The 16,106-nt window shown below is 68.0% G+C and carries 16 protein-coding genes; 13 read left to right on the top strand and 3 right to left on the bottom strand.

Translation table 11 applies throughout. From position 1 onward, the window contains the following. Both DDE13_RS09140 and DDE13_RS09145 read right to left on the bottom strand, forming a co-directional pair. Positions 1–523: MFS transporter (locus DDE13_RS09140; RefSeq protein WP_162630924.1), on the bottom strand; the 523-nt coding region annotated here is incomplete at its 3' end. A 170-nt stretch (positions 524–693) separates the two neighbouring features. Then, positions 694–1,530, bottom strand: coding sequence for a bifunctional allantoicase/(S)-ureidoglycine aminohydrolase (locus DDE13_RS09145; RefSeq protein ID WP_111403661.1), 837 nt, complete (start codon positions 1,528–1,530; stop codon positions 694–696). A 273-nt stretch (positions 1,531–1,803) separates the two neighbouring features. Here DDE13_RS09145 and arsB point away from each other — a divergent pair, with 273 nt between their 5' ends. Continuing rightward, positions 1,804–2,823, top strand: coding sequence for an ACR3 family arsenite efflux transporter (gene arsB, locus DDE13_RS09150; protein WP_111403740.1), 1,020 nt, complete (start codon positions 1,804–1,806; stop codon positions 2,821–2,823). Positions 2,824–2,904: 81 nt separating this feature from the next. On the opposite strand, the gene DDE13_RS09155 is transcribed toward arsB, so the two are convergent. Continuing rightward, the gene (locus DDE13_RS09155; protein ID WP_111403663.1) at positions 2,905–3,936 is read right to left on the bottom strand and encodes a GlxA family transcriptional regulator; all 1,032 of its coding nucleotides are present in this window, start codon (positions 3,934–3,936) and stop codon (positions 2,905–2,907) included. Positions 3,937–4,194: 258 nt separating this feature from the next. On the opposite strand from DDE13_RS09155, the gene DDE13_RS09160 reads away from it, so the two are divergent. The 12 genes from DDE13_RS09160 to DDE13_RS09215 all read left to right on the top strand — a co-directional run bounded on the left by DDE13_RS09160 (position 4,195) and on the right by DDE13_RS09215 (position 16,104). Further along, positions 4,195–5,439 carry an ABC transporter substrate-binding protein gene (locus tag DDE13_RS09160; protein WP_111403665.1) on the top strand — a complete coding sequence of 415 codons (1,245 nt, stop codon included), beginning with the start codon at positions 4,195–4,197 and terminating at the stop codon, positions 5,437–5,439. 79 nt (positions 5,440–5,518) lie between these two features. Then, entirely contained in the window at positions 5,519–6,790 is a 1,272-nt protein-coding gene (locus DDE13_RS09165; protein ID WP_111403667.1) for a branched-chain amino acid ABC transporter permease, read from the top strand. Position 6,791: 1 nt separating this feature from the next. Further along, a complete protein-coding gene (locus tag DDE13_RS09170) occupies positions 6,792–7,985 on the top strand; it encodes a branched-chain amino acid ABC transporter permease (protein WP_111403669.1) in 1,194 nt (397 codons plus the stop codon). Beyond that, positions 7,982–8,716, top strand: a complete 735-nt coding sequence (locus DDE13_RS09175; RefSeq protein ID WP_111403671.1) for an ABC transporter ATP-binding protein — start codon at positions 7,982–7,984, stop codon at positions 8,714–8,716. The genes DDE13_RS09170 and DDE13_RS09175 overlap by 4 nt, the downstream gene beginning before the upstream one ends. Then, positions 8,713–9,426 (top strand): ABC transporter ATP-binding protein, encoded by a 714-nt coding sequence (locus DDE13_RS09180; RefSeq protein WP_111403673.1) that lies wholly within the window; start codon positions 8,713–8,715, stop codon positions 9,424–9,426. Before DDE13_RS09175 ends, DDE13_RS09180 begins: the two co-directional genes overlap by 4 nt. Then, on the top strand, positions 9,426–10,766 hold the full coding sequence (locus tag DDE13_RS09185) for an aminotransferase family protein (RefSeq protein WP_111403675.1): 1,341 nt from the start codon (positions 9,426–9,428) through the stop codon (positions 10,764–10,766). The genes DDE13_RS09180 and DDE13_RS09185 overlap by 1 nt, the downstream gene beginning before the upstream one ends. After that, positions 10,763–11,692 (top strand): BKACE family enzyme, encoded by a 930-nt coding sequence (locus tag DDE13_RS09190; protein ID WP_111403677.1) that lies wholly within the window; start codon positions 10,763–10,765, stop codon positions 11,690–11,692. Before DDE13_RS09185 ends, DDE13_RS09190 begins: the two co-directional genes overlap by 4 nt. Next, positions 11,679–12,170: a GNAT family N-acetyltransferase gene (locus DDE13_RS09195; RefSeq protein WP_111403679.1), complete on the top strand. Its 492-nt coding sequence runs from the start codon at positions 11,679–11,681 to the stop codon at positions 12,168–12,170. The genes DDE13_RS09190 and DDE13_RS09195 overlap by 14 nt, the downstream gene beginning before the upstream one ends. Further along, on the top strand, positions 12,170–13,198 hold the full coding sequence (locus DDE13_RS09200) for a histone deacetylase family protein (protein WP_111403681.1): 1,029 nt from the start codon (positions 12,170–12,172) through the stop codon (positions 13,196–13,198). The genes DDE13_RS09195 and DDE13_RS09200 overlap by 1 nt, the downstream gene beginning before the upstream one ends. Beyond that, a complete protein-coding gene (locus tag DDE13_RS09205; protein WP_111403683.1) occupies positions 13,195–14,229 on the top strand; it encodes a mandelate racemase/muconate lactonizing enzyme family protein in 1,035 nt (344 codons plus the stop codon). The genes DDE13_RS09200 and DDE13_RS09205 overlap by 4 nt, the downstream gene beginning before the upstream one ends. Further along, entirely contained in the window at positions 14,222–15,268 is a 1,047-nt protein-coding gene (locus DDE13_RS09210; protein ID WP_111403685.1) for a DUF1611 domain-containing protein, read from the top strand. The genes DDE13_RS09205 and DDE13_RS09210 overlap by 8 nt, the downstream gene beginning before the upstream one ends. Then, on the top strand, positions 15,265–16,104 hold the full coding sequence (locus tag DDE13_RS09215; protein ID WP_111403687.1) for a carbon-nitrogen hydrolase family protein: 840 nt from the start codon (positions 15,265–15,267) through the stop codon (positions 16,102–16,104). The genes DDE13_RS09210 and DDE13_RS09215 overlap by 4 nt, the downstream gene beginning before the upstream one ends. Positions 16,105–16,106 lie beyond the last annotated feature (2 nt).

Consider the following 16,106-nt stretch of genomic DNA (forward strand, 5'->3'; position numbering starts at 1 on the left):
CGGCCGCCGCCAGCGCGGCCTGCAAGGGTGCGGCTCCCGCGGCCAGGAGCGCCGTGGCCCCGCCCGCCCCGGCGATGCCGCCCACGCTCCACATCGCGTGGAAGCCCGACATCATCGGGCGCGCGGCGCGGCGCTCCACCTCGGCGGCGTGGACATTCATGGCGACATCGATGGTGCCCATGGCCGCGCCGAAGACGAACAGCGCCGCACCCAGCGCGACGAGCGTGCCCGATGCGATCAGGACCGGCAGCAGCACCAGCATCCCGACGCCGCCCAGCAGGACCATCCCGCGCGCGCCGCGCGCCGCGCTGACAAAGCCGGTGACCGGCATGGCGATGATCGACCCCAGCCCGAGGCACAGCAGCACGAGCCCCAGGTCCGCCGCATCCGCGCCGACGCGCTGCTTGGCGAAGGGAATCAGCGGCGCCCAGGCCGCCATCACGAAGCCCGCGGCGAAGAAGGAAAGCCGCGTGGCGGTCGCCGCTCCCGCGCGGGCGGGGGCGATGCCGGTGGTGTCTGTCATGTCGGTGTCCCGTGAAGCTGCCCGGACGCTCTATCACGTTACGCGGCGGTGTCAGCCCGGCCTGCGCAGACGGGGTGCGATGTGTCGCCCGGACCTCACAGCTTCATGCCGGCGGCGCCCGCTTCGGCCACGCCCTGCGCCCCGCCGGATTGCCGCGGCGGCGCGCCGTGTCAGACCTGCCCGAAGCCGCGCGGCAAGGGCATGTGGCGGTTCACATCCTTGTAGAGAAGGTAGCGGAACCGTCCCGGCCCGCCAGCGTAACAGGCCTGGGGGCAAAAGGCGCGCAGCCACATGAAATCGCCCGCCTCGACCTCCACCCAGTCGGCATTCAGCCGGTAGACGGCCTTGCCTTCGAGCACGTAGAGCCCGTGTTCCATGACATGGGTTTCAAGGAACGGGATCACCGCACCCGGTTCAAACGTGACGACGGTCACATGCATGTCGTGGCGCATGTCCGCCGGATCGATGAAACGTGTCGTGGCCCATTTGCCGTCGGTGCCCGGCATCGGCGTGGGTGCGATGTCCTGTTCGTTGAGCACCAGCGGTTCCGGCGCGTCCAGCCCCGGTGCGGGCTGGTACGCCTTGCGGATCCAGTGGAAGCGCAGCGTGTCCGGGCCGGGGTTGCGCAGCCGCCAGTCGCAGCCGGGCGGCAGGTAGGCATAGCCGCCGGGTGTCAGCCGGTGGTCCGTGCCCGCGACGGTCAGGTCCGCCGACCCTTCGACCACGAAGAGCACGCCCTGTGCCCCCGGATCGGTCTCCGGATGGTCCGACCCGCCGCCGGGCGCGACCTCCATGATGTATTGCGAGAACGTCTCGGCGAAACCCGACAGGGGGCGCGCCAGCACCCAGAGCCGCGTGTCGGTCCAGCCGGGCAGGAAACTGGTGACGATGTCGCGCATCGTGCCGCGGGGGATGACGGCATAGGCATCCGTGAAGACCGCGCGGTCGGTCAGCAACTGGTCCTGGCCGGGATGGCCGCCACGGGGGGCGTAATACGAAGCGGGCATGTGGGCTCCTGCAAGAGGTATGTCGCCCCAGCATTGCGCGCATGCGGTCTTTCGAAAAGCCTTGAAGATCGGACAGGTCCGTTCGGACATTTTTGGCAATGGCTGTGTCCGGGCCATGGCGCTCGTTGGCAACTCGGAACGATACCGCGCGACCGCAGGTGGTCGCGCCCATGTTGCGACCGGCGCGTGATGCCTGTAGCGGGACCGAGGACAGCCACCGTGCGACCGGCCGAAACCGGGGTCGTGCCAACCACCGCGGATACGGGATCGCCCATGTCGCTTTTCGAACGTTATCTTTCGCTCTGGGTTCTTCTGTGCATCATCACCGGCATCGTGCTGGCGGCGCTTCTGCCGGGGCTGTTCGGAGTGCTGGCGGACCTCGAATACGCGTCCGTCAACCTCGTCGTCGCGGTGCTGATCTGGGCCATGGTCTATCCGATGATGGTGGCCGTGGATCTGGGTGCGCTGAAAGGCGTAGGCGCGCGGCCCAAGGGATTGGTCATCACCGTGGTCGTGAACTGGCTGATCAAGCCCTTCACCATGGCCGCCCTTGGCGTTCTGTTCTTCGAGCATGTGTTCGCCGGGCTGATCGACCCCGCCGATGCCGGGCAATACATCGCGGGGCTGATACTGCTGGGGGCCGCGCCCTGCACGGCGATGGTGTTCGTCTGGTCGCAACTGACCAAGGGCGATCCGAACTACACGTTGGTGCAGGTTTCCCTGAACGATATCATCATGGTCTTCGCTTTCGCGCCCATCGTTGCGCTTTTGCTGGGTGTCACCGACCTCGCGGTGCCGTGGGAAACGCTGGTGCTGTCGGTCGTGCTTTACGTCGTGCTGCCGCTGGCCGCAGGGGTCGCCACCCGTGCGCGCCTGATGTCACGGGGCGGCGCCGCAGCGGTCGACGCCTTCACCGCGCGGATCAAGCCCGCGTCGGTGCTGGGGCTGCTGCTGACGGTGGTGCTGCTGTTCGGGTTCCAGGGCGGCGTGATCCTCGCCAACCCCGTGCTGATCCTGCTGCTGGCGACGCCGATCCTGATCCAGTCCTACGGGATCTTCGCGCTCGCCTATGGCGCGGCGTGGAAATGGGGCGTGCCCCACAACGTGGCCGCCCCCTGCGCGCTGATCGGCACGTCGAACTTCTTCGAACTGGCGGTGGCGGTCGCGATCGGCCTGTTCGGCCTGAATTCGGGTGCGGCACTGGTCACGGTCGTGGGGGTGCTGGTGGAAGTACCGGTCATGCTGTCGCTGGTCTGGTTCGCCAACCGCACGCGGGACCGCTTTCCCGCATGAAGACCTGACAGGCCAGCGGCAGGAAGCCCTTGTATTCGGATCGGGGCATGCCGGAGCACGCGCGTCGCGCCCTGCAGCGGATCACGCGCCCTGCATCGCCCGTGCCCGGCGGATCTGCGACGGTGCCGCGTGCAGCCGTTTCCGGCAATGATCGGCAAGATTCGCGCCGCTGGAAAACCCCGCCGCATAGGCGACGGCGGTCACCGACCGCGTGGTGTTGCGCAGCATCCAGACCGCCGCGCGCAGCTTCATGTCGATCAGGTAATCCTTGGGCGCGCGTCCGACCTGTGCCTTGAAAAGCCGCAGGAAATGCCGCTCGCTCAGCCCCAGCGACCGGGCGAGGTCCGCGATGCCGGGATTGCGCGTCGCCTCCGCCTCCAGCATCACGAGCGCCTTCTGGATGCGGGCGTCCGTGATCTCGACCTCCCGCGACAGCGGCACGGGCTGCGGCGGGCCCGACGGGTCGGCACCGGGATGGGTCATCTGGTGAACCGTCTTCGCCGCCCGGTCAGGCCCCAGATGCGCGCTGATGATCCGGGTCATGAGCGGCAGGATCGACACGCCACCGATCACCGTGGTGATCCGCCCGTCGCTGTCGAAATCGCGGTTCAACACCATGCGGTGCCGGGGAAAGGCTGTGGCGAAATCCTTCTCGTGATAGGGATGCACGCAGGCGGCACGCCCGTCGAGCAGCCCTTCGGCGGCCAGCACGAAGCTGCCCGTGCAGACGCCCGTGACGGGAAGCCCCGCCCGATCCGCGGCGCGCAACCAGTCGCGATGGGCGCGCGGCGCGCGGTCCATGTCGCGCAGAAGCCCGCCGATCACGAAGAGATGGTCATAACCGCGCGGATGGCCATAGGGCGCGGTCGTGTCCACGGCGATCCCGCAGCTTGACACGATGCGCGCCGGATGCGCCCCGAGGATGTCCCAGCGGGCATAGCGCGGCTGCGACGCGTCGCCGTGATCCGCCGCGTGGCGCAGGCTTTCCACCAGCCCCGCCAGCGACATCAGCGGAAAGGACGGCCAGAGCAGGATCGCCACTGCAAGCGGCGCTTTGGCGAAATCCTGTGCGACTTCGGAACCGGGACCGGACGCATCGGACGGCAGCGGCATGGGATACTCCAATTCGGGCGGCGGTTATGTCCGATTTATGACGATTATGGCCGATGGGCGAAAGACAGGTTTCGCGTCGCACCGCAGGCTGACCCGGCAAGAGGCGACAAGGAAAACAGGCCGCAAGGGGGCACAGGGACATGTCGAGGTTTGGCAAGCAGGTGCGTGGCCGCCCGGCCCCACCGGTTGCACCGGTCCCGCACGCCCCGGCGGAACCCCCCGGCACCGGCCGGAACACCAACAAGGAGAGACACGGGAATGACGCAAGGACATGCATGGCGCGTGCTGCTGGGATCGGCAGGTGCGCTCGGGCTGATGGCAGGCGCGGCACTGGCGCAGGACTGCCCCATCAAGATCGGCGCGCTGGCGCCCCTGTCGGCGCCGGGCACGGTCGTTGGCGGCGAGGCGATGCGCGACGCCATGATGATCGCCGAGGCCGACATCAACGCTGCCGGCGGCGTGCTGGGCTGCGACATCGAGGTGGTGATCGGTGACAGCGAAGGGCTGCCGGAACGCGCCGTGGCCGTCATGGAACGGCTCATCACGCAGGACGGTGTTGTCGCGGTCGGCGGCGGTTATCACAGCTCGGTCGGCGTGGCGTCCAAGGACGTGGCCGATGCGCGGGGCATTCCGGTCGTCTTCGCCGAGACGTGGAACGACACGATCACCGGCGACAAGCAGAAATACATCTTCCGCATCGCGCCCCTGTCGTCCTGGGCGTCGGCCACGATCTGGCAGTTCGCGCTGACCCTGCCGGGGATCGAGAAGGTCGCGATCCTGACCGAGAACACCGATTACGGCATCCCCGCATCCGAGGAAACGGCGCGCGGGCTGGCCACCGGCGACGTCGAAAGCGTGATCTTTTCCGTCGATATCGGCACGCAGGATTATGCGGGCATCGTGCAGAGGATCATCGCGGAAGACCCCGACATGATCATCACGCTGGTGACCGGGGAAGCGGCCTACAACTTTACCCAGCAGGCGGCGGATGCCGGCATCGGGCCGCTCGACATCCCCTTCGTGACCGGTCAGGACGCGCTGGAATCCGGCGCTTACTGGACCAACGTGCCGGACGGGCAATACGCCTTCGTGCAGCGCATCGGCGTGCCGGAGAGCGAGTTCACCGACAAGGGCCGGGCCTTCGCCGCCGCATACAAGGAAATGACCGGCAAGTCCGACGTGGAAAGCTACGCGATGGAGGCGTATGATTCCATTGCCATTCTCGTGCAGGCCATCGCCGAAGCCGGGTCCACCGATGGCGACGCCATCGTGGCAGCACTCGAGAACATCGAGCACGAGGGCACGCTGGGCACGATCTACTTCCCCTATGGCAGCGCGAAGGACCCGTCCGAGGACGGGCGCGGCGACGAATGGTGGCACCAGTGGCCCGACCCGGCGCTGACGATGATCCAGTACCAGGAAGAGGGGCAATCCTCGACCGACGCGGCGATCGTGTTTCCCGACGCCTACAAGACGGCCGAACCGGTCCTCGTGAACGAATGAACGGCAAGGCCGGGGCCGTCCGCGCCCCGGCCCGCCGCACGCCGCGCCACCACGCACGCCGCCGCAGGGAAGCCGACCATTGGAAACACCGATCTATTTCTGGGGCGTCATTCTATGGATGATCGCCTGGGGCGTGCTTGGCAGCGTGGCGCTGAACCGCCGCTACATGGCCCGCGATCTCGACACCTCGAATGTCAGTTTCGCGGGGGCCATGTCCGGCGCGGCGCTGGGGCCCGTCGGCGTCGGCTACCTGTGGCTGCGCACGCCCGCGCTGACACCGCGGCTGACGACCGTTCTGGGCATTCTCGCCGTGGTGCTGATCGCCGCCGCCTTCGCCTTTGCCGACCCGCAGAACAACTGCGTCGCCAATGGCCGTTTCGTCGCCAGCCAGATCAGCAACGGGCTCATCATCGGGATCATCTACGGCTTCATGGCGCTGGGGCTGACGCTGATCTTTTCCATCCTCGGCGTGGTCAGCTTCGCGCATGGCGAATTCTACATGATCGGCGGGATGCTGGTCTATTACATTACCGTCATCTGGGTGCCGGGGCTTAACCCCATGCTCGGCGTGCTCGGCGCCTGCGCCATCGCCTTTGTCGTGGGTGCTGTGTTCGAACGGCTGATGTTGACACCGATGTATCGCGGCAAGGTGGACCGGCCCGTTGAATACGGCATCCTCGCGACCTTCGGGCTGGCGTTCACGCTGCAGTATTTCGTGCAGGCGATGCATGGCGCGTCGCCGGTCAAGGTGCAGCGCTATGTCGATTTCCCGCGCATCCGCTGGCCCGAGAACGCGGATCCGCACTGGATATCCGCCAGCCGCGGGAACCTGACGCTGTTCGACACGATCTCCATCTCCAACCCCCGCTTCACCGCCGCGATCACCTGCATCGTGGTGCTGCTGGCGCTTCTGTACCTGCTGCACCGGACATGGACCGGCAAGGCGCTGCGCGCGGTCAGCCAGGACCGGGACGCGGCAGCCATCGCGGGGATCGACCCGAACCGCATGAACATGCTGGCCTTCGCGCTGGGGGGCATGATCGCGGCGCTGGCCGGCGCGCTGCTGGTGCAGGCGTTCTCGTGGCTGCCGCAGGTGGGCGCGATACCGGCGATGCGGTCCTTCGTGATCGTGGTGCTGGGCGGGCTCGGCTCGCTGCCCGGCGCCTTCGTGGGCGGTATCCTCGTGGGGCTGGTGGAGGCCGCTGGCACCGGCTGCTTGCCCGATGCGCAAAAGGCGGCTTCCTACATCCCGGCCTATGGCATGATCGTGCTGACGCTGACGTTGCTGCTGCGGCCCTCGGGGCTGTGCGGGCGGCGCTTCGCATCCGGCGCGCACGGGCAGGGGGGCTGACATGAAACAGGTTCCCGCCCTTCTTGGCCTGATGCTCGTGGCGTTCTTCGCGGCCTTCCCGCTGGTCTACACGGGGGCCAATTACGACTATGTCATGCATGTGCTCATCACCGGCTTCTTCTACGCGATCCTCGCGTCGAGCTGGTCGATGCTGGCGGGCTATGCGGGGCAGTTCAGCTTCGGGCACATGGCCTTCATGGGGATCGGCGCCTATGGCACGGCGCTCTTCTGCCATTACTTCGTGATCGCCACTGAGCCCACGGGGATCTGCACCGAATTCCCGTTCTTCGACAACTGGCTCGTGATCAAGAACGCCATCGGCGTCACGTCCTCCACGCTGGAACAGGACTGTTTGCAACAGGCGATGGACGCGTGGGAGGGCAGCGTGCGCGTGACCCCGATGCCGGTCTGGCTCGGGATCGTGCTGGGCACGATCGCGGGCGGGGTCGCCGGGCTGCTGGTGGGGCTGCTGGTGCTGCGGCTGCGGGCGGCGTATCTTGCGCTCTTCACGCTGGGGTTCTCGGAAATCGTCAAGGCGGTGATCTCGGCCGAGATCGACATCACGCGCGGACAGGCGGGGTTGGAACTGCCCGCGCTCTTCGACAGCGGCGTGACGATCCTCGGCACGGATTTCTCGCGCACCGACAAGATCCCGCCCTATTACGTCATGTTCGGGCTGCTCTTGCTGTGCCTTGGCATCCTGACATGGCTTGCGCGCTCGCGCTTCGGCCTGTTCGTGCGGGCGCTGCGCGAGGATCAGGAGGCCGCGGCCGCGCTTGGCGTCAACACGACCCGCTACAAGGTATTCGTCTTCACGATCACCACGGCGATGGCGGCGGCGGCGGGTGCGGTGCAGGCCCATTACGTCCAGATCGTCACGCCGAACCTGCTGTTCCTGTTGCAGATGTCGCTCGTGGTCGCCATGGCCGTGATCGGCGGGGTGGAAAACTTCGTGGCCGCCGCCATCGGTGCGATCTTCCTGCAGGTGCTGCTGGAAACCCTGCGCACGTCCTTCACCATCGGCGGGATCGAGGTGGATATGACCGTCTGGCGGCTCGTGTTCTTCGGGGTGCTTCTGATGGTCACCCTGCGGTTCTTCCGCAACGGGCTGATCGCACCCGTCATCGTGTGGTTCGGCCGCATCGGCGTGGCCGAGGAAACCGTGGCCAAGCGCAAGGCGGGGGGCACGGCATGATCCAGTTGAAAGTCACGAACCTGCACAAGTTCTTCGGCGGGCATCACGTGCTGAAAGGCGTCAACTTCGCCATCGACGGGCCGGAACTGATCGGCGTGCTGGGGCCGAACGGCGCGGGCAAGACCACGATGACCAACATTCTCGACGGCGCGATCAAGCCATCCAGCGGCACGGTTTACCTGAACGGCAAACGCATCGACCAGTTGGACCCCTACATGGTGGCGCGCGCGGGGCTTGGCCGCACCTTCCAGGTCACGCGGTCGTTCCGGCGCATGACCGTGCTGGAAAACCTTTACGTGCCCGCGCTGGCGCTGGGGCACATGGGGCAGGGAAAGGCGCTGACCCGTCGCGCGACCGAGGTGCTCGAATTCCTCACCATCGACCATCTGCGCAACGAATACGCGCAGGCGCTGTCGGGCGGGCAGCAGAAACTGCTGGAACTGGGGCGGCTCCTGATGCTGGACCCGGATGTCATCATCCTCGACGAGCCCTTCGCGGGCGTGCATCCCAAGTTGATGGAGGTGATCTACGCCACGATCCGCCGCATGAAGGCCGAAGGGAAGGCGATCATCCTGATCTCCCACCAGATGGATGCGATATTCGCGCTGTCGGAGCGGCTTCTGGTGCTGAATTTCGGCGACCTCATCGCGGACGGACGGCCCGAGGACGTAAAGAACGACCCCGCGGTGATCGAGGCTTATCTGGGCCGCGAAGAAGGGGTGGAGGCATGAGCGAACCCGTTCTGGAACTGCGCGACCTGTCCGTGGGCTATTACCGCGATCTCAACATCCTGTCGGACCTGCACATCACCGCGCGGCGGGGACAGATCACCACGATCCTTGGTGCGAACGGGGTGGGCAAGTCCACTGCCCTCAAGGCCGCGTTCGGTTTCCTCGCCCCCAACAAGGGCGACGTGGTGCTGAACGGGCGTAGCATCATCGACCTGCCGCCGCACCGCAAGATCGACGTCGGGCTGGCCTATATCCCGCAGCAGCCGGGCGTTTTCAAGGACATGACGGTGGAGGAGAACCTCGAGCTTGGCGCATGGACCTTCCGCCGCGACCGCGCCCAGATCCGCCGCAAGATCGAGGCGAATTACGCCCGTTTCCCCGCGCTGCGTGACAAGCGCCGCCAGGCCACGGGTGAGCTTTCGGGCGGCCAGCAGCGCATGGTGGAAATCGGCCGCACGCTGATGTCCGACCCAAAAATGCTGCTGGTAGACGAACCGACGGCCGGATTGTCCAAGATGCTGGCCGAAGAAGTCTACGAGATGCTCACCGACCTGCGCGACGACGGGCTGACGATCCTTCTGGTGGACCAGGAAATCCGGCAGGCGCTGAAGATCGCCGACCATGTCTATGTGCTCGAGCTGGGCCGCAACAAGTTCGAAGGCCCGGCGCGCGACTTCACCGATCTGGAAAAGGCGTTCTGGGTGGCGTGATGCCGGAAGAACAGGAACCGACGCATCTGTTCACCGGCACGCGGCGGCGCCGCCCGCAACTCGCGCGCGCCGAGGGCGTGTATATCTGGGACGTGTCGGGCAAGCGCTATCTCGACGGGTCCTCCGGGGCGATGGTGTGCAATATCGGCCATTCCAACCCCGCCGTGCTCGCCGCGATGCGCGCGCAGATGGACGTGGCGACCTTCGGCTACCGGCTGCATTTTGAAACCGAACCCTCGGAACGGCTGGCCGCCCGGTTGGCCGTGATCGCGCCGGGAGACCTCAACCGGGTGTTCTTCGTGTCGGGCGGGTCCGAGGCGGTGGAAAGCGCCATGAAGCTGGCGCGCAGCCATACGCTTGCCATCGGGCAGGCGCAGCGGTGGAAGGTGATTTCCCGCTTCCCGGCCTATCACGGCTGCACGCTGGGCGCGCTGTCGGTGACGGGCTATGCAACCATGACCGCGCCCTACGCGCCGATGATGGCGCAGATGCCGAAGGTGCCCGCGCCGCGCGCGTGGCTCGACGGGCTGGACCCGGACGATCCCGCCACGGGCCACCACTATGCCGACAGGCTGGAGGCGAAGATCCTCGAGGAAGGGCCGGAAACGGTGCTCGCCTTCATCGTCGAACCCGTCGGCGGGGCGTCCACCGGCGCGCTGGTGCCGCCCGCGGGCTACATGCCGCGCATCCGCGAGATCTGCGACCGCTACGGGGTTCTGCTGATCCATGATGAGGTTATCTCCGGCGGCGGGCGCACGGGGCGGTTCCTCGCCGCCGATCACTGGGGCGTGGTGCCTGACATGGTCACGATCTCCAAGGGGTTCGGGTCGGGCTACATGCCGCTCGGCGCGCTGATCGCCTCTGACGCCATCGTGGACACGGTGCTGGACCACGGCAGCTACCTGCACGGTTTCACCTATGCCGGCAACCCGCTGGCCTGCGCCGCGGGGCTGGCCGTGCTGGACGAGATCGAGCGGCAGGGGATGATGGAAAATGCCGTGGCCATGGGCGACCGGCTGGCCGCAGGCCTGCGCGGGCTGATGCAGCGCCACCCCATCATCGGCGACGTGCGCGGCATGGGGCTGTTGCAGGCGTTCGAGCTGGTGTCGGACCGCGCCACCCGCGCGCCGCTGCCCCCGGGTCTCAATGCCTACGACCGGCTGGTGGAGATCGCCTATGACGCGGGGCTGATCATCTATGCACGCCGGTCGCGGGGCGGGCATGCGGGGGATCATTTCCTCGTCGCGCCACCGATGATCGTGACCGAAGCGCAGATCGACGAGATCATGGAGAAGCTGACCGGCGCGCTCGACGCTTTCGTTGCCGAGGCCGGGTTATGAGCGACCCGGTCATCATCACCTGCGCGATCACCGGGTCGATCCACACGCCGTCCATGTCCGACGCGCTGCCGTGGCGGCCCGCCGACATCGCGGCACAGGCGATCGATGCGGCGCAGGCCGGGGCGGCGATCCTGCACCTGCACGCGCGAAATCCCGATGACGGGCGGCCATCGGCGCGCGCGGCGGATTTCATGGGCTTCCTGCCGCAGATCCGGGCGGGCTGCGACGCGGTGGTGAACCTGTCCACCGGGGGCAGTGCGGTCATGACCCTCGACCAGCGGCTGGAGGGGCCGGAGGCCGCATCGCCGGAAATGTGTTCCCTGAACCTCGGCACGATGAATTTCGCGCTCTATCCCATGGCTGCGCGCGACGGGCCATGGCGGTTCGACTGGGAAAAGCCGTTTCTCGAAAACTCCGACGATCTGGTGTTCAAGAATACCCCCCGAGATATCGCCGCCGTGCTGGACCGGATGGGGTCACAACGCGGCGCGCGCTTCGAGTTCGAATGTTACGACTCGGGGCATCTGACCATGCTGCGGCATCTCATGGACCGTGGGCTGGTGGCGGCGCCGCTCTTCATCCAGTTCGTGTTCGGTGTGCTGGGCGGGATGGCCGCGCTGCCCGAGAACCTCACGCACATGGTGCGGCTGGCGGATCGCTATTTCGGCGATGACTACAGGTTTTCGGTCCTGGCGGCGGGGCGGCACCAGATCCCCATGGCGACGATGGCGGCGGCGATGGGCGGCCATGTCCGCGTGGGGCTGGAGGACAACCTGTACGCCGCGCGCGGAGTGCTGTCGCGGTCCAACGCTGAACAGGTCGCCCGCATCCGCGAGATCGTCGAAGGGCTGGGGCGTCCCATCGCCACGCCCGCAGAGGTGCGGCGCATGCTCGGCCTGAAGGGGGCGGCGCATGTCGGGTTCTGACGTCACGATCCGCCGCGCGCAGGCGACCGATGGTGCTGCGGTGCTGGCCGCGCTGCGGGCACTGGCGGCGGATCTGGGCGATCCGTTCCGCGCCACGCCGGGCACGCTGGCGGCGGCGCTGTTCGGCCCGGCCCGGTTTGCGCGGGCGCATCTGGCCAGCGCCGCCGATGGCGCGCCGCTGGGCATCGTGATGGCCAACCCGCAATTCAGCACGGTGATGGGCGGGGCCGTCACCCATGTGTCCGACCTGTGGGTGTCGCGCGGCGCGCGCGGGCAGGGGCTGGGCCGGAGTTTGCTGGAACGCGCCGCCCGCGACGGGATGGAGGCCTGGGGCGCACGGATGCTGCGGCTGACGGTCTATGCCGACAATGCCGCCGCGCAGGAATTCTATCGCGCGCTGGGGTTCGACCTGCATCCGGGCGAACCCGCCGCCACACTCGATGCCGCGTCCTTCATGGCGCTGATGACGGAGACATGATGAAAGCCTATCTCGACGCCCGGCAGGGCGCGCACGACCCGCACTACGCCATGGCCAACGGCGCGCAGATCCCCAACCGGGAGGTGCCCGCCCGCATCGGTATCCTGCGCGCGGGGGCAAAGGCCGCGGGGGTAACCTTCGCCGACCCGCGCGACCATGGGCTCGGCCCCGTCGCGGCGATCCACACGGCGGAATACATCGCCTTCCTGCGCAGTATCCACGCCCGCTGGCAGCGGATGGACGGCGCGGGGGAAGAGGTGATCCCGAACGTGCACCCCGCGCGCCGCACCGACGGCTACCCGAAATCCGCGGTGGGGCAGGCGGGCTGGCACCAGGCGGACACGGCGTGCCCCATCGGTGCGCAAACGTGGGGGTCGGCCTACTGGTCCGCGCAGACGGCGCTGTCGGGCGCGGCGGATGTGGCGGATGGGGCGCGCGCGGTCTATGCGCTGTGCCGCCCGCCGGGGCACCATGCCTTCGCCGATCTGGCGGGGGGGTTCTGTTTTCTGAACAATTCCGCCATCGCGGCGGAGGCGCTGCGCGCCCGCGGTCTGCGCCCCGCGATCCTCGACGTCGACGTGCACCACGGCAACGGCACGCAGGGGATATTCTACGCCCGCGCCGACGTGCTCACCGTGTCGATCCATGCCGATCCCGCGCGCTTCTACCCGTTTTTCTGGGGGCACGCGCAGGAACGGGGCGAAGGCCCGGGGCTGGGGGCGAACCTGAACCTGCCGCTGGCGCGCGGCACGGACGACGCGAGGTTCATGGCGGCGCTTTCGGTGGCGCTCGACCGGATCGACGCCTTCGGGGCGGATGTGGTCGTAGTAGCGCTCGGGCTCGACGCCCATGTGGACGACCCGTTCCAGGGGCTGGCGGTCACCACCGACGGCTTTCGCTCCATGGCCGCCGCCATCGCGGGGCTGGGCCGCCCGCTTCTGATGGTGCAGGAGGGCGGGTATGTCTCCGACGCGCTGGGGGACAACCTGACCGCGTTCCTGTCGGGTGTGGAGGAGGGCGCGGCATGAAGGTCGATTTTCGCACGATCTATCTGAAGAAACGCTTCCCCCTGCGCATCTCGCGCGGTGAGATCGCGGGCGGCGACAACCTGTTCGTGTCGGTGACCGAGGACGGCACGACCGGCTGGGGCGAGATGGCACCGGGTGCCACCGAAGGGGCTGCCACGGTGGCCGAAGGGCAGGCGATGCTGGCGGGTTTCTGTGGCGACGCCCTGACCGGGTCTATCCACGACATCTGGGCGCGGGCGCGCGCGGCAGACGTGGCGCCTTGCGCGCTGGCGGCGCTCGACATGGCGCTGTGGGACCTGACGGCGAAGAAGGCGGGCATGCCGCTCTACCGGCTCCTGGGCCTTGCCCGGCGCGGGGTGGTCAGTTCGGTGACCGTGGGGATCAACCCGCCGGACGTGGTGCGCGACCGGGTGCTGTTGCTTCTGGCGCGCGGCGCGCGGGCGCTCAAGATCAAGCTGGGCAGCACGGACGGCATCGAGGCCGACAAGGCGATGTTCGCCGCGGTGCTGGAGGCGGCGACAGGATCCGGCGCGGTCCTGCGGGTCGATGCCAATGGCGGCTGGTCGCTTGCGGACGCGCGCCACATGATGGGCTGGCTCGCCGCGCGCAGTGTCGAATACATCGAACAGCCGCTGGTGATGGGGGCCGAGGACCAGCTGCCCGGGCTGTTCCGCGACCGGGCCCTGCCGATCTTCGCCGATGAAAGCTGCCGGATGGCGGCGGATGTGCCGCGACTTGCAACTTGCGTCGATGGCGTGAACCTGAAGCTGATGAAATGCGGCGGCGTGACCGAGGCGCTGCGGATCGTGGCCACCGCCCGCGCCCACGGGCTGAAGACCATGATCGGCTGCATGGGCGAAAGTTCGGTGTCCATCGCGGCTGGCGCGTCGCTGGGCGCGCTCTTCGATTACATCGACCTTGACAGCCATCTCAATCTCGACCCGGACCCCGCGACGGGCGCCCCCTTCGCGGATGGCGTGACCCTGCCCGCCGACCTGCCCGGCCACGGAGGCGTGCTCAACGATGCTTGACCCAACCCTGCCCATCGCCCTTTATGCCGAAGCGACCATGGGCCTGATCAACGCCAAGATGGCCGAGGGTATCCTGCGGTACGGGCGCAACCCCGTTGTGGGCGTCATCGACAGCACGCAATCCGGGAAGACGGTGCGCGATCTTTGCCCGCTTGACAGCGACGTGCCGATCCTTGGCGGTCTCGACGATGCCATCGCGCGCGGGGCGCAGGTCTTGGTGCTGGGCACCGCGCCATCGGGCGGGCGTGTGCCGCCCGAATGGATGGACATGCTGCGCGCGGCCATCGCGGCGGGGCTGAGCGTCGTGAACGGGATGCATGATCGGCTGGAACCGGTCCTTGGCGGTGCTCTGGCGCCGGGGCAGTTTGTCTGGGACATCCGCGTGCCCCAGGCCGATGCCCCGCCCATCGCCATGGCCCGCGCCGCTGCGCTGCCCAACACGCGCGTGCTGATGGTCGGCACGGACATGGCGGTGGGCAAGATGACCGCGGGACTGGAACTGCACCGCAGCCTCCGCGCGCGTGGCGTGGATGCCGCGTTCCTCGCCACCGGGCAGACCGGCATCGCCATCACCGGGGACGGTATCCCGCTGGATGCTATACGGGTGGACCACGCGGCGGGCTACGTCGAACGCATGGTGCTGGAGGCCGCGGCGCACCCGGTCGCGGTGATCGAAGGGCAGGGGTCGCTCCTGCATCCGGGCAGCACGGCGACCCTGCCGCTGATGCGCGGCAGCTGCTGCAATGCGATGGTGCTGTGCCACCGCGCGGGGATGGGAACGCTCGACACGCTCGACCATGTGCGCGTGCCGCCCCTGCGCGACGTGATCGCGCTGAACGAGGCCGTGGCGGTGGCCGCAGGCGCGCTGACGCCGGCGCGCGTGGTGGGCATTGCGCTCAACACCGCGCGGCTGTCCGATGCCGACGCGCGCGCGGCCATCGACGTGGCGGCGGTGGAGACGGGCCTGCCGGTCACCGACCCGGTGCGCTTCGGGGCCGATGTGCTGGCCGCGGCGATCCCGGTGGGCACGGACACATGACCGCCGCGTTGCGGCTGCTGGCCTGCCAGATCGCCGTGCCGCCCATGACGACCGTGGTCGAACGGGACGCCCATCTGGCGGACGCTGCGGCACGGGTGGACCGCGCGCTGCGCGCCGCGGGCGGGGCGGATATCGTCGTGCTGCCCGAACTGTCGAGCATCGATTACAGCCGCGCCAGTTTCGACCGGCTTGGCGCGCTGGCCGAACCGCTGGACGGCCCGTCCCATGCCACATGGTCGGCGCTGGCCCGCACGCACGGGGTCCACGTGGTGCACGGCTTTCCGCGCGCCGCGCCGGACGGCCCGCGCATCTGCCAAGCGGTGATCGGCCCCGATGGCGGGCTGCTGGGCCACTATGACAAGGTGCATCTAGCGCAATATGGCGCGTCGATGGAAAAGGAATATTTCCACCGGGGCGATCACCTGCTGACCTTCGACGTGGCAGGATTCCGGCTGGCCCCGATCATCTGCTACGATATCCGGATCCCGGAACTGGCGCGCAGGCTGGTGCTGGGTCGCGGGGCTGACGTGATCCTCCATTGCGGGGCCTATTTCCGCGACCCGAGCTTTCACACATGGCATCCGTTCGTCCTCACCCGCGCGCTGGAAAACCAGTGCTTCGTCGTCTCGCTCAACCGGGCGGGCGCGGAATACGGCAACTCCATCTTCTGCCCGCCTTGGGTGGATGCCGACACGCACCCCACGGTGTTCGACGCCCACGCCGAGGAATTTCGGCTGCTGACGCTCGACCACGCGACACTGGTCGAGGCGCGGAAGACCTATTCCTTCCTGCGTGACCGGCTGGACGATTACGGCGCCGAGCCGCTGCAGGTCTGACC

This window comes from Meridianimarinicoccus zhengii, assembly GCF_003254465.1.
GTDB classification, from domain to species: domain Bacteria; phylum Pseudomonadota; class Alphaproteobacteria; order Rhodobacterales; family Rhodobacteraceae; genus Meridianimarinicoccus; species Meridianimarinicoccus zhengii.